Source organism: Streptomyces yatensis (genome assembly GCF_018069625.1).
Lineage (GTDB): Bacteria > Actinomycetota > Actinomycetes > Streptomycetales > Streptomycetaceae > Streptomyces > Streptomyces yatensis.
In genome coordinates this window covers 4,097,270-4,111,128 of the sequence record NZ_CP072941.1, presented here as the reverse complement: position 1 = coordinate 4,111,128, position 13,859 = coordinate 4,097,270, and the positions used below count along the sequence as shown (strand labels likewise).

The 13,859-nt window shown below is 71.7% G+C and carries 13 protein-coding genes; 11 read left to right on the top strand and 2 right to left on the bottom strand.

All coding sequences use genetic code 11. From position 1 onward, the window contains the following. Window positions 1–18: 18 nt before the first annotated feature. Together J8403_RS16750 and J8403_RS16745 are read right to left on the bottom strand one after the other, a co-directional pair. Window positions 19–1,029 carry a chitinase gene (locus J8403_RS16750; protein ID WP_211123890.1) on the bottom strand — a complete coding sequence of 337 codons (1,011 nt, stop codon included), beginning with the start codon at window positions 1,027–1,029 and terminating at the stop codon, window positions 19–21. A gap of 270 nt (window positions 1,030–1,299) precedes the next feature. Continuing rightward, a complete protein-coding gene (locus J8403_RS16745) occupies window positions 1,300–3,012 on the bottom strand; it encodes a chitinase (RefSeq protein ID WP_211123889.1) in 1,713 nt (570 codons plus the stop codon). Between the two features lie 281 nt (window positions 3,013–3,293). Between J8403_RS16745 and J8403_RS16740 the strand changes: the two genes are divergently transcribed. From J8403_RS16740 to J8403_RS16690, 11 genes are all read left to right on the top strand, one after another. Further along, window positions 3,294–4,196: a hypothetical protein gene (locus J8403_RS16740; RefSeq protein ID WP_211123888.1), complete on the top strand. Its 903-nt coding sequence runs from the start codon at window positions 3,294–3,296 to the stop codon at window positions 4,194–4,196. A 26-nt stretch (window positions 4,197–4,222) separates the two neighbouring features. Next, window positions 4,223–4,927, top strand: a complete 705-nt coding sequence (gene cpaB / locus J8403_RS16735; RefSeq protein ID WP_211123887.1) for a Flp pilus assembly protein CpaB — start codon at window positions 4,223–4,225, stop codon at window positions 4,925–4,927. Window positions 4,928–4,943: 16 nt separating this feature from the next. Further along, window positions 4,944–6,686, top strand: coding sequence for an AAA family ATPase (locus tag J8403_RS16730; protein ID WP_211123886.1), 1,743 nt, complete (start codon window positions 4,944–4,946; stop codon window positions 6,684–6,686). A 589-nt stretch (window positions 6,687–7,275) separates the two neighbouring features. After that, window positions 7,276–7,887 carry a TadE/TadG family type IV pilus assembly protein gene (locus J8403_RS44585; protein ID WP_343245300.1) on the top strand — a complete coding sequence of 204 codons (612 nt, stop codon included), beginning with the start codon at window positions 7,276–7,278 and terminating at the stop codon, window positions 7,885–7,887. After that, the gene (locus J8403_RS16720) at window positions 7,884–9,395 is read left to right on the top strand and encodes a TadA family conjugal transfer-associated ATPase (RefSeq protein WP_211123885.1); all 1,512 of its coding nucleotides are present in this window, start codon (window positions 7,884–7,886) and stop codon (window positions 9,393–9,395) included. The genes J8403_RS44585 and J8403_RS16720 overlap by 4 nt, the downstream gene beginning before the upstream one ends. Before the next feature lie 8 nt (window positions 9,396–9,403). Continuing rightward, window positions 9,404–10,342, top strand: coding sequence for a type II secretion system F family protein (locus J8403_RS16715; protein ID WP_211123884.1), 939 nt, complete (start codon window positions 9,404–9,406; stop codon window positions 10,340–10,342). A gap of 70 nt (window positions 10,343–10,412) precedes the next feature. After that, the gene (locus J8403_RS16710) at window positions 10,413–11,300 is read left to right on the top strand and encodes a DUF5936 domain-containing protein (protein WP_211123883.1); all 888 of its coding nucleotides are present in this window, start codon (window positions 10,413–10,415) and stop codon (window positions 11,298–11,300) included. A 290-nt stretch (window positions 11,301–11,590) separates the two neighbouring features. Further along, a complete protein-coding gene (locus J8403_RS16705; RefSeq protein ID WP_211128724.1) occupies window positions 11,591–11,740 on the top strand; it encodes a hypothetical protein in 150 nt (49 codons plus the stop codon). Between the two features lie 8 nt (window positions 11,741–11,748). After that, window positions 11,749–12,486: a pilus assembly protein TadG-related protein gene (locus J8403_RS16700; protein ID WP_211123882.1), complete on the top strand. Its 738-nt coding sequence runs from the start codon at window positions 11,749–11,751 to the stop codon at window positions 12,484–12,486. A 42-nt stretch (window positions 12,487–12,528) separates the two neighbouring features. Then, the gene (locus tag J8403_RS16695; RefSeq protein ID WP_211123881.1) at window positions 12,529–13,116 is read left to right on the top strand and encodes a hypothetical protein; all 588 of its coding nucleotides are present in this window, start codon (window positions 12,529–12,531) and stop codon (window positions 13,114–13,116) included. 8 nt (window positions 13,117–13,124) lie between these two features. Further along, complete coding sequence (locus J8403_RS16690) at window positions 13,125–13,760, top strand: OmpA family protein (protein WP_211123880.1); 636 nt, start codon at window positions 13,125–13,127, stop codon at window positions 13,758–13,760. Window positions 13,761–13,859: the final 99 nt, after the last annotated feature.

Below are 13,859 nucleotides of genomic sequence, written 5' to 3'. Positions count from 1 at the left end.
CGTTCGCGCCTTGAGGGTCTACAGCCCGTGGACGTGCGCGCCGACCGCCTTGGACCAGGCGTTCCCGCCGGCCGCGTCCCAGTTGGTGGACCAGGTCATCGCGCCGCGGATGCCGGGGTAGGTCTTGGACGGCTTGAAGGAGCCGCAGCCGGTGCCCTTGGCGAGGCAGTCGAGAGCGTCGTTGACCACACCCGGCTCGACATAGCCGGAGCCGGCGCCGCTGGTGGAGGCGGGCACGCCGATGCCGACCTGGGACGGGTCGAGGCCGTTCTCCAACTGGATGCAGGCGAGAGCGGTGAGGAAGTCGACCGAGCCCTGGGAGTAGACCTTGCCGTCACAGCCCAGCATCGAGCCGCTGTTGTAGTACTGCATGTTGACCACGGTCAGGAAGTCCTTGATCCCCAGGGCGGTCTTGAAGTACTCGGTGGACGCCGACTGCATGTCGATCGTCTGCGGCGCCATGGTGACCACGACATCGCTCTTCTTGTCGTGGACGGCCTTGAGGGCCTTGGTCATGTAGGTGGAGTTGACGCCGTTCTCCAGGTCGATGTCGACCCCGTTGAAGCCGTACTTGTCCATCAGCCCGGTGATGGAGGAGGCGAAGGCGTCGGCCGAGGCGTCGTCGCTGACCGAGATGGTGCCCTTCTCGCCGCCGACGGAGATGATCACGGACTTCCCGGCCGCCTGCTTGGCCTTGATGTCGTCCTTGAACTGCTGCTCGTCGCTGTAGCCGGTGGCGGGGTCGAGCTTGAAGTCGACTGCCCCGGGGGAGCCGGTGGCGTCCGCGAAGGCGACCGCGATGATGTCGTAGTCGTCCGGGACGTCCGAGAGCTTCTGCTTCGTCGCGCCGTTGTCGAAGTTCTGCCAGTACCCGGTGACGGCGTGTTCGGGGACGGCGGCCGCGTGCTGCTTGGCGTCGGGGTGGTCCTCCGACGCGTTGGCCGAGCCGGCGGATATCAGCCCTCCGGCGGCGATGGCGACGACTGCGGCGGCTCCGAGCAGCCGCTTGGTGAACTGTGCGCGTACCACGACAGCCTCCGTACGTGGGGGGAGAGGTGTGGGGGTGGTGTTGCGAATGCGCGTTCAGGGGCCCCTGTGGCGTGCGTATAAGGTGGTCCAGACCAATGCCGTTGTCAACCCCAGGCGTCATCTTCGCTGCCCGTGCGGGTGATAAATGCGGATGAGGGGGCCGAGCGCTTGCGCCCCGGCCCCCTTGGCCCATCCCCCCGGGAGGGATATCCCCCCGGGAGGGGCACCCCCTCCCGGGAGGGACATCCCCCCGGGAGGGGCCGCGTCACGCTACGGCAGACCGTGCACCTTGGGGCCCACCGCGTTCGACCACGCGTTGCCCGCGGTCGCGTCCCAGTTGGTGGACCAGGTCATCGCGCCGCGCAGCCCCGGGTAGGTCCGCGCCGGTTTGAAGGAGCCGCAGTTCGTGCCGCGGGCCAGGCAGTCCAGGGCGTTGTTCACGACCGCCGGGGAGACATAGCCGCTGCCCGCGCCGCGGGTCGAGGCGGGCAGGCCGAGGCCGACCTGGGACGGCGACAGACCACCCTCCAGCTGGATGCAGGCGAGGGCGGTGAGGAAGTCGACCGACCCCTGGGAGTACACCTTGCCGTCGCAGCCCAGCATCGAGCCGCTGTTGTAGTACTGCATATTGACCACCGTCAGGATGTCCTTGATGTTCAGCGCCGTCTGGAAGTAGGCGCCCGAGGTGGACTGCATGTCGATGGTCTGCGGGGCCATGGTGATCACCAGGCCGGATCCGGCCTTCGCCGACAGGGAGCGCAGCGCCTGGGTCATATAGGTCGGGTTGAGGCCGTTCTCCAGGTCGATGTCGACGCCGTTGAAACCGTACTCGCGCATCAGGGCGTAGACCGAGTTGGCGAAGTTGTTCGCGGAGGCCGAGTCGTTGATGGACACCGTGCCGTTCTGGCCGCCGATCGAGATCACGACAGACTTCCCGGCCGCCTGCTTGGCCTTGATGTCGTCCTTGAACTGCTGCTCGCTGCCGTAGCCGACGGCCGGGTCGAGGGTGAAGTCGACGGCTCCGGGGGTGCCGGTGGCGTCGGCGAAGGCGACCGCGATGATGTCGTACTGGTCCTGGACGTCACGCAGCTTCTGCACGGCAGCGCCGTTGTTGAAGTTCTGCCAGTAGCCGGTGACCGCGTGCTTGGGCACGGTGCCGTCGCCCCCGCCGCCCCCGGCCGTCGTCGTGCCCGTGACGGCGGACGACCTGGGCGACTCGCCCGCCGCGTTGGTCGCGGTGACCTGGAACTGGTACGAGGTGGCGGCCGCCAGACCCGTCACGGTCGCCGAAGCGCCGCTCACCGACTGCACCCTGGAGCCGTCGCGGTAGACGTTGTAGCCGGTCGCGCCGGTCACCGGGGACCAGGACAGATCGATGGAGGACGAGGTGGCGCCCGCGGTCCGCAGTCCGCTGGGCGCGCCCGGCACCGGGTCGCCGGGGTCGCCGCCGGGGCCGGCCAGGCTGATGTCGTCGGCGTAGTAGGCGGGCTGGCCGTACCAGCCGTGGGTGTAGACGGTCACCGAGGTGGTGGCCGCGCCGGTGGTGAAGCTGGTGCTGAGCTGCTGCCAGCCGGGCGCCGACGGCGTCCACGTCGAGACGTCGGTGGTGCCGGTGCCGCCGGCGCCGAGGTAGACATAGCTGCCCTGGACCCAGGCGCTCAGCGTGTACGAGGAGTTGGGCTTGACGGCCACGGTCTGGGCGCAGCGGGCGTTGTCGGTGCCCGCCGGGGTGGCTTTGAGCGCGGCCGAGCCGCCGTGGACGGGGCTCGCGACCGTGGTGCCGCTCCCGGCGGAACAGGTCCAGCCGCTGAGGCCGGACTCGAAGCCGGGGTTCTGGGCGAGGTTGGCGGCGGCGGCGCCCTCGGCGGTGCCGCCGAGGGCGACCAGTCCGGTGGCGCCCAGGGCGATGGTGGCGAACGCGCTGGTCAGCCGGGCGAGGGTGCGTCTGAGTCGGGTGGGGCGGGGGTGTGGGGCACGGTCCATGACTGCCTCCGTGGGGGAATCCGTTGGGAAGCCGGTGTGAAGGAGGAGGTTGCGGACGGTGGCCACCGTATGAACGTAAAGTGGTCCAGACCAATAACCTTGTCAAGGGGATGCGCGGACTCCGCATCGGACCCGGGGTGCGTAACCCAGAGGAACTGTTCTCTCACGCCGTTTTCGTGGATAAAGTGACGACGCACCAGGACAGGGGCAGTAATGAGACAGGGGCAGTAGAGACCTGTGGCCGCCGCCGCTCGGCGCCGATGTGAGACGGGGTAGCCGACGTGCCCACCGCGATAGCAGTCACCGGCCGTGAGCTGGTGCTTCCGCCGCCCGACGGGCAGACCCCGTCGGCCGTCGTGCTCCGCCCGCCGGACGCACAGTCACTCGACGACGCCCTCGCCGAGGTCGGGACCCTCCTCGACCAGCAGGGCTATCTCGTCGTGCTCTATCCCGCCGCGACCCCTGCGGCCGTGGTCCGCCGCCTCCATATCGTGCGCTCCGTCCTGGAGAGCGACCGGATGGCGCTGCTGCCGCTCGAACTGCCCCCGCTGGCCGTGGCCGTACTGGCCCGTCAGCTGCGCCAGCTGTCCATATCCGACTTCAGCCCCGGCGTTCTGGCGTGCGCCGCCCGGCTGCTCTCCCACTACGTCCACGCGGGCGCCCTGCTGGGCAGCGTCGCCCGGCTGGACCGGGTCCCGGTCAGCCTCACCTCGCACGTCAAGTCCTGGGTGCCCGGCGCCCACTTCGGGGTGCTCGCCCACCCCACTCCGCAGTTGGTCAAGGTCGGCGGCGCGGCCGAGCTGCCCGCCCCCGGGTACGTCACCTCCATGACCGTCGCCCGGGGCCAGCTCAACAGCCATGGCTACGGGGGCGGCGCGGGCCACGACGACTGGGTCACCGGCGCCCTCGCCCCCGCCTGGGGCGTCCGGGGCGTGGAGGAGGTGCCGCTGCCCGCCGAGTCGGGGCGCTGGTGGGGCACCCCGAAGCTGATCGAGTTCGCCGCGGCCATCCCCGACCTCTCGGTCCTCTACCAGCTCGTGGCCTCCGTAAGGAGAGAGGAATGCCACTGGTGCGGTTTCGAACTCATCGGTGACCGCTGTGCCTTCTGCTCCTGCCCGGTGGCCCGCGGCGATGAGATCCCCGCACTGCTCACGTCCCAACGTCCCGCCCTGACCAGCCGGTAACGTCCCCGAACGAGGTTGTGCGTCCCATGAATTCACGCCAGCGCCGCGGAGTCATCCTGCTGCTCCTGTCGGTCCTGTGCGCCGTCGGCGCCTTCGCCGGAGTGCTCTCCGTCGTCAACGACGTGGAGTCGAAGGTCGGCCCCGAGACCACCGCCTACAAGCTCACCTCGGACGTCCAGCCCTACAAGGCGCTGGACGCGGGGGAGTTCGAGAAGGTCTCGATGCCCAAGCGCTATGTGCCCTCCACCGCCGTCACCGATCTCGACGAGCTACGCGGGAAGATCGCGGTGGCCCAGCTCGCCAAGGGGTCGCTGCTGCAACGGGACATGATCGCGAACCGGCCCGCCCTGAAGCCCGGGCAGCAGGAGATCGCCATCATGATCGACGCGGCCACCGGCGTCGCGGGCAAGATCACCCCGGGTGCGAAGGTCAACATCTACGCGACCTTCGAGGGCAAGTCCCAGGGCGAGGAGTCGGTCTCCAAGCTGATCGTCGCGGGCGCCGAGGTGCTCGACCTCGGCAAGATCACCGCCCTGGAGCCCAACCAGGACGACAAGCGGCGGATCAACGAGGCCGTCCCGATCACCTTCGCGCTCGACACCAAGAACGCACAGCGCGTGGCCTACGCCGAGTCCTTCGCCTCCCATGTGCGACTCGCGCTGGTCGCCCCCGGCGGAGGCACCTCCATAGGGCCCGGCGACCGCACCTACACCCTCGACGGCGACAAATGAGTGAGGAGGTGCCGCGGTGACGATCAGGATTCTGCCGGCCGTCGGCGACCCCGACGCCGCCCGCTCCCTGAGCGGGCTGCTCGGCCAGCTGCCCGGTGTCGAACCGTCGGCGCCGGTCGGCGACTCGACCCAACTGCTCGACACCCTCGCCTCGCTGGCCGCCGCCTCCCTGGAGGAGCTGCCGGAGGTCGTCCTCGTCCATGAGCGCATCGCCCCGGCCCCCGCGCTGGAGCTGATCCGCGAGATCGCGCTGCGCTTCCCGGCGGTGGGCGTGGTGCTGGTGACCGCCGACGCGGGGCCCGCGCTGTACTCGGCCGCCATGGACGCCGGGGCCCGCGGCATCGCCGGGATACCGCTGTCGTACGACGAACTGGCGGCCCGCGTCCAGGGCGCCGCCCAGTGGGCCACGGGCGTGCGGCGCCATCTGGGGGGCGGCGGCGATCCGTTGGCCGCCGGACCCGGCGGCAAGCTGGTCGCGGTCGCGGGCGCCAAGGGCGGGGTGGGCACCACCGTGACCGCCGTACAGCTCGCGCTCGCCGCGCGGGCCGCGGGCCGTAAGGTCGCGCTCGTCGACCTGGACCTGCAGTCCGGGGACATCGCGTCCTACCTCGACGTCCAGTTCCGGCGCTCGATCGCCGACCTGGCGCAGATCAGCGACATCTCGCCCCGGGTGCTCCAGGACGCCGTATTCACCCACCAGACCGGGCTCGGGCTGCTGCTCGCGCCGGGCGAGGGCGAGCGCGGCGAGGAGGTGACCGACCGCACCGCCCGCCAGGTCATCGGCGCGCTGCGGTCGCGCTTCGAGCTCGTGGTCGTCGACTGCGGTACGCAGATGACCTCCGCGGGCGCGGCCGCCGTGGAGATCGCGGACATCGCGCTGCTGGTGACCACCCCGGACGTGGTCGCGGTGCGCGCCGCCAAGCGCATGGTGCGGCTGTGGGACCGGCTCCAGATCCGCAAGGCGGAGGAGACCGTGACCGTGGTCAACCGGCACACCCGCAGCGCGGAGATCCAGCCGCAGCTCGTCCAGCGGGCCACCGGGACGACCGTGGCGCGCACGGCGATCCCGGCCGGCTTCAAGGAGCTGCAGCCCGCCGTCGACTCGGGACGGATGCAGGACCTGGACGCCAAGTCGGCCGTCAAACAGGCGCTGTGGGGGCTGGCCGGTGAGCTGGGCCTGGTGGAGGCCGCGCCCCCGGGCGGCGGCCGCCGCGCCGCCCACCGGGGCGGCCACGCGGCCCAGGGCGGCGGCGAGCGCGTCCTGCCGGGGCTGCGGCGGCGCCATGCCATAGAGGCGGGCGGCGACCCGGCGCAGGGCAGCGTGGGCGACGGCACCGACGCGCTCAACGAGATCGCCCCGCCGTCCACCAAGGGCTTCCTGCGCAAGCGGGGCGGCGACCGCGGCCAGGTGACGGTCGAGTTCCTCGGCGTCCTGCCGCTGGCGCTGATCGTGCTCGCGGTCGTCTGGCAGGTGGTGCTGGTCGGCTACACGTACTCGCTGGCGGGCAACTCGGCCGACAAGGGAGCCCGCGCGGGCGCCACCCAGGGCGCGGGCGCCTGCCAGGACGCGGCGAGCAAGGACATCCCCGGCTCCTGGAGCGCCGACATCAGCTGCTCCGGCGGCGACGGCTCGGTCTACAAGGCCACGGTCAAGCTCCACGTCCCGATCCTCTTCCCGGGCGCCGCCGACTTCCCCTGGACGGTCACGGGGACGGCGGGCGCGGCGGACGAGAGCGACCTGGCGGGCGGAGGGGAGTGACATGAGCCGTCGTCACCCCGCCCACACGCGCACCGACTCCGGCAACCCCGCGATGACCGACCACCGCCCCAGCCGCCCGGTGGCGGCCACCGCGCCGGGCGACGGCCCCGCGGCCCCGGGGGACGGGCGCACGCCGCCGAGCGGCGGCCCCTCCGGCCATCCGGCGACGCCCGGACCCACCGCGGCGCCGGACGCAGAGCTCACCGCGACGGCCGCCGCGCGGCGATGCGGTGGGGCGGTGGACGTGCCGCGGCCGCGCGGGATGACCGCTCACATGTCGCCGCTTCGCGCCGTCGCCGTGCCACGGGGCGGGGCGACGGACCGGCGGGGAGCCCGCCTCTCGCCCGCCGCCGCGCGGCCCGGGGGCCAGGGCTCGGCATCGGTGGGACTGCGCGGTGCGGCGGAGGCCGCCGGACGGTGGGGCCGTTGGGTCGTGTCACGAGGCGTCCGGGGTGCGGCCGGAGCGGCGGTGCGCCCCCTGGGCCCCGGCTCTGCGCGTGCGCGTGGGCGCGCGGCTGACCGCCCGGGGTCAAGGGCGCCGTTGGGCGAACGGGCGGGGGGACAGCGGCTGCCCGGGGGGAGCTTCGGGTTGGCGGGCCGGCGCCCCACCGCGGCGCGCCGGGGCGGGGCGACGGCTTGGCTGGGCGACGGCCGCTTGCCCGCCGCCGCGCGGCCCGGGGGCCGGGGCTCGGCATCGGTGGGACTGCGCGGTGCGGCGGAGGCCGCCAGGCCGCGCGGCCGCCCGGCTGCGGGCTCGGGCCGGGCGGGGGGCCGGCGCCCCGGCGCGTCGCGCCGGTGGCGGGGCGACGCGGGTTCGGCGTCCATCGAGTTCCTGGGGTTCCTGCCGATCCTCATCCTCGTCGCGCTCGCCGCCGTGCAGCTCGGCATCGCCGCGTACGCCGCCCAGCAGGCCGGGACCGCGGCGCGGGCGGCGGCGCGTACGGCGTCACTGGACGAGCCGCGGACCAGCCCGCAGGCCGCCGGGGAGGCCGCGATAAGCGGGTGGCTGGCGGACGGCACCGGTATCAGCAGCGGCGGCTGTGGCGGCGGGCAGGCACAGGCCACCGCGACCGTCGAGATCCCCTCCGTCATCCCCGGCTTCCACTTCGGCAGCGCCGAGAAGAGCGCCACGATGCCCTGCGACGACGGAGACGGCGGTACGGACAGTCCGGGGGCGGCCGCGATGGGAGGCGACCGATGAGCCTGCGGGCCCGTATCACCGCGCCCGAGGGGCCCGGCGAGGGAAGCGGCGGACGCCAGGACGGCCATCTGGTCTCCGCCTACCGCGCCAAGCTGCTCGAGGAGATCGACCTCGCGGAGATGTCCTCGCTCTCCACCGCCGAGCGCCGCTCCCGGCTGGAGCGCGTGCTCGGCCACATCATCAGCCGCGAGGGCCCGGTGCTCTCGACCACCGAGCGTTCCCAGCTGATCCGCCGGGTGGTGGACGAGGCGCTCGGCCTCGGGGTGCTCGAACCCCTCCTCGAAGACGCCTCCATCACCGAGATCATGGTCAACGGCCCGGATCAGATCTTCGTGGAGCGCTCCGGCCGGGTCGAGCAGGTCCCCGTCCGCTTCGCCTCCGAAGAGCAGCTCATGCAGACCATCGAGCGCATCGTCTCCACGGTCAACCGCCGGGTGGACGAGTCGAATCCGATGGTCGACGCCCGGCTCCCGTCCGGCGAGCGCGTCAACGTGATCATCCCGCCGCTCGCCCTCACCGGCGCCACGCTCACCATCCGCCGCTTCCCCCGCGCCTACACCCTCCATGAGCTGATCGGCATGGGCACGCTGGACGAGCAGATGCTGATGCTGCTCGCGGCGCTGGTGCGGGCCAAGTTCAACGTGGTGGTCTCCGGCCCCACCGGCTCCGGCAAGACCACGCTGCTCAACGCCCTCTCCGGGCTGATCCCCGACGGGGAGCGCATCATCACCGTCGAGGACGCCGCCGAGCTGCAGCTGCAGCAGACCCATGTCATCCGGCTGGAGTCCCGGCCGCCCAACGTCGAGGGCAAGGGCCGTATCACCATCCGTGACCTGGTCCGCAACTCGCTGCGGATGCGCCCCGACCGCATCATCGTCGGCGAGGTGCGCGGCGGTGAGACCCTCGACATGCTGCAGGCCATGTCCACCGGCCATGACGGCTCGCTGGCCACCGTCCACGCCAACAGCGCCGAGGACGCGCTGATGCGGCTGCAGACGCTCGCCTCCATGTCGGAGGTGGCGATCCCCTACGAGGCGCTGCGGGACCAGATCAACAGCGCCGTGGACTGCATCGTCCAGCTCGTCCGCAACGCCGACGGCTCCCGGCGGATCAGCGAGATCGCGCTGCTCGACAGCCACGGCCACGAGGCGTACCGCATCGCCACCGTCTGCCGCTTCGACGCCCAGCCCATGGGCGCGGACCGGGTGGTGCACGGACGGTTCGGCTACTTCCCGCTGCCGGAGCGGGTCGCGGAGCGGCTGCGGTTGGCGAGCGAATCGGTGCCGCCGGCCTTCGGCGTGGCCGCCTTCCCGGCGCAACTGGCCACCCGCGCGGCCGGATACGACCCGTACGACCGGCCGCCGCACGACCGGCCCCCGCATGACCGGCCGCCGTTCGGTCGGCACCCGAACGACCGACCCTCGTTCGACCGACCCTCGGTCGACCCACCCCCGTTCGAGCCACCCCCATTCGATCCACCCCCGTTCGACCCCAGGGACCGGAGGTAGCAGGGCCCATGGACCATCTCGCGACGGCCGCCCTCGGCGCGACGCTGGTGTGCGGCGCGCTGGGCGTCGTGGGCGTGCACACTTACGTCCGCGGCAAGGAGCAGCAGCGCGCGCTGATCGACCGGCTCTCGGAGACCGGCCCGCTGCCGGGCACCGGCCGGGCGCGCCGCTTCTCCGGGGTCGACCGGCGGCTGCGCGCCACCTCGCCGGGCCGGAAGCTGGAGCTGCGGCTGGCGGCGACGGGCCTGGAGATCACCCCGGGGGAGTTCTTCGTCTACACGGCGGGGGCGGCGGCCGGGCTGTGGCTGATCGCGGCGTCCTTCCTCGCGGCGTTCTTCGGTCCGATAGCGGCGGTGGTCGCCGTCTGGGGGGCCTTCGCGTTCCTCAACTGGCAGCGGCAGAAGCGGATAGAGCGCTTCATCAACCAACTGCCCGAGCTGTCACGGATCCTGGCCAACGCCACCCAGGCCGGGCTGGCGCTGCGCACCGCGCTCGGCATGGCGGCGGACGAGATGGAGGCGCCGGCGGGCGAGGAGCTGGCCAAGGTCGCGGCCAAGCTGGCCGTCGGCCACTCGATCGACGACACGCTGGAGGAGCTGGCCGAGCGGCTGCCCTCCCGGGAGCTGGTGGTGCTGGTCACCACGCTGGTGCTGTCCAACCGCGCGGGCGGGACCGTGGTCAGCTCGCTGCGCAACCTCACCCAGACGCTGGAGGAGCGCAAGGAGACCCGGCGGGAGGTGCGCACCCAGCTCTCGCAGGTGACCGTCACCGCCTATGTCGTACCGCTGCTGGGGATCGGGACGCTGCTGCTGATGAACCGGATCTCGGCCGGTTCGCTGGACCGGATGACCTCGTCCTTCTGGGGGCAGGCGGCGGTGGTCGTGGCCTTCTGCCTGTACGGGATCGGCTTCTTCCTCATCCGCCGCATGTCCAAGATCGATGTCTGAGAGCGTCCGCGACCGTCCGAGACCGACGCACGAGCGAATCCAGGTAGACAGGTAAAGGGGACTCAGGGAGATGGCACTGCTGCTGGCGCTGGCGGCCGGTCTCGCGGTGGCGGGCATCGCCTACGGCATCGCGCTGTACCGCAGCGAGGCCAAGCTGCCCAGCGACCTGGCGGTGGCCCTGGAGTCCGGCTCCAGCCGGACGACCGCGGTCGGCTCGGCGGTCGATCGGCTGGGCATCCGCTACGCCCCGCTGGTGCTGCGGCTGATGGGCGAGAAGCGGGTGGCCAGGGTCCGCCGCAGGATCGATCTGGCGGGCAATCCGGGCGGTCTGACGGTGGACCGCTACGCGGCCCGGCGGGCGGTCTACGGGGCGCTCGGCTTCGGCGGGGCGCTGGTGATGCTGATCAAGGGTCAAGTCCTGCTGGCGCTGGTGCTGGTGGCGTTCGGGCTGTTCTGGATCGAGGTGGGCATCTGGGCCGCGGTGCGGGAGCGCAAGGACGCGATCGAGCGGACACTGCCGGACTTTCTGGACGTGCTGGCCGTCGTGGTGAGCGCCGGATTGAGCTTCCGTCAGGCCCTGGACCGGGTCGCGGAGAAGTATGAGGGTCCCTGGGCGGATGAACTTCGCATCACACTTCGGCAAATGGACATGGGCGTCAGTCGCCGCCATGCGTTCGAGGAGCTACGTAAACGTAATGACTCGGAACAGGTCGCGCAGTTCGTCACCGCCCTCCAGCAGGGGGAGGAGCTGGGCGCTCCGATTGTCGAAACGCTGATCGCCATTGCGAACGACATGCGCCGTACGGACGCCCAGAACGCGCGGCGGCGCGCGGCGCGCGCCGTACCGAAGGCGACCATGGTCATCACGACCTTCATGGTGCCCGGAACCATGGTGCTGCTCGTCGCGGGGTTCTTCATCGGCTCGGGCACCGACTTCGGCTCGGTGACCGGGGACTGACGGTCTCTTTTAGGTGAAGCTCCTTCGCGGCTGCAATTGAATGTGGGACAGTCGTCGACGGAGAACTCCTCGGTGGCGGGAGGGGGTGAGACGGATGCACGACCGGGGCCGGTCGTCACGTCCACGGTTCGAACGTGGTGAGCGGGGAAGGCAATGCTTCCTGGGGCACTGTTCCGAGACGGCTGTTTCGGCGTACTTTGCTCGTGTCGCGAGCGACACCACGGGGGTTGAGTCGCCGGACCATGGTGGGCCGGCAGCCCATGGAGGGGAACACAATGGGGAAGCGCGTCATGCGGAACGATCGGGGACAGACCTCGATCGAATATCTGGGCATCATCGCCGTGGTGGTCGCCATCGTGCTGGTCCTGTCGACCACGGACTTCGGCAGCGTGATCGCGAACGCCATCTCCGACAAGATCTCACAGGTCGTCGGCATCTGACCGGTCTCGTGACAGCGCGCCGAGATCTCAGGAGCGACGCGGGGCAGGCGTTTCCGATCTACATCACCGCGGTGGCGGCCCTGCTCTTCCTCGCGCTCGCCCTCTTCGCCGTCGGCCAGGCCGGAGCCACCCGCAACGGCGGACAGACCGCCGCCGACGCGGCGGCCCTCGCGGCCGCCCAGGACTACCGCGACCAGCTGCGCAAGGGGTTCCTGGAGGCGATCGCGAACGGCAGCGTATGGGACGACCTGCTGAACGGGCGGGGGATCGGCACGGGTGACGCCTGCGAGCGAGCCCAGTGGTTCGCCCAGCAGAACGGTGCGGACCTCACGGGTCCGCGGTGCGTCCCGGGCTATCTCCCCACGTCCTTCACCGTCACCGTCAGGACGCAGAAGCCCGTGGGCAAGACCGTCATCCCCGGCACGGAGACCAAGCACGCGACGGCGACCGCCAAGGCGGTCGTCGCCCCGCGCTGCACGGCCGAGCCGCCCGCCCCGCCGACCAAGGGGCCCGGCGACGACGGCCAGGGCGGCGGCGGTAAGGACGACGGCGGTAAGGACGACGGCGGTAAGGACGACGGCGGTAAGGACGACGACGAGGGCGGGGACGGCGGTAAGGACGACGGCAAGGACGACAAGCCGCCCATCGACCTCCGCTGCGACGGACTCGACCTGACCATCGACCCGACGCGTCTCGACCTCTTCCCCGACGCCAAGGACCTCTTCTCCGTGCACCTTGCCGACTGACGGCCGACTGACGAGCGAACGAAGAGCAAAGGACAGCGAGCGATGAGCATTCGGCACACGACGAAGGCCCGGAGGGGGGCCGCCGCGACGGCGCTCGCCGCGGCCCTGGCCCTCGCCGTGGCCGGGTGCGGCAGCGGTGACGGCGACGGCGACAAGAAGCCCGGCGACGGCGCGGACCGGACGTCGACCGCGCCCAACGACGACGGCGGGGACCAGGAGCCCGCCGCGGACTCCTCCAAGACCATCGGCGAGATGAAGGGTCCCGGCGGGATCGTCGTCACCCTGCACTCCGCGGAGCGCGACGACGGCGGTTTCGTCACGGTGAACGCCACCGTCACCAACCACGGCAGCCGGCTCTTCAACGCGATCGACTGGCGCTCGAAGGAGACCGAGGTGAAGTCCCTGTCGTCCGTCTCCGGCGCCTCCCTGGTCGACGAGAAGGGCAAGAAGCGCTATCTCGTCCTCCGGGACACCGACGGCCAGTGTCTGTGCACCACGGGGCTCTCCGGGATCAAGCCCAATGAGAGCCGGCCGCTGTTCGCCCAGTTCCCGGCTCCGCCGAAGAGCGTCAAGGACGTCGACTTCCAGATCCCGACCATGCCGTCCGTCGGCATCACCCTCTCCGGATGAGCCGGGCCATGACACCGCAGACGACGGCCCACCGCCCCGCGCGTCGCGGCCCCGTGCTCGCCGCGCTGGCCTCCACCGCGCTCCTGGTCACCCTCACCGCCCCGGCGCCGCCCGCCCATGCGGAGAGCGGCCCCGGCGCGCCCGCCGACACCACCCCGCCCCTGAAGATCGACGCCAACGACTCCGATCTGCGGATGCCCGAGGGCGCCAAGCTGGCACCCGGCCGGGTCCTGGACATCAAGTCCGTGGTCGAGACGGACGACGGCGACGAGCGGCGGGAGGACACCAACGCCAAGGTGAAGTTCGCCCTCCAGGCCGAGGTGCTCTTCGGCAAGGACAGCGCCAAGCTGGGCGGCGACGCCAAGGCCCGGATCAAGGAGATCGCCTCCGAGGCCGAGCGGCAGAACGCGAAGAGCGTCCGCGTCTTCGGCTTCACCGACAACCTGGGCTCCGCGGGCCATGGCATCGTGCTGTCGAAGCAGCGGGCCAACGCGGTGCAGCAGGCGCTCGCCGAGGACCTCGACCCCTCGGTCAACTACGAGATCCGGGGTTACGGCGAGCAGTACCCGATCGCGGACAACGCGAGCGAGGAGGGGCGCAAGCGCAACCGCCGGGTGGAGGTCAGCTTCCCCAGGACCGGGTGAGCGGTCCCGGCTGCCCAGGGCGGGCTGAGCGGTCCCGGCTTCCGGCTCCCCGGGACGGGCGAGCCGGCGGTCCCCGCTTCCGGCTCCCCGGGACCGGCT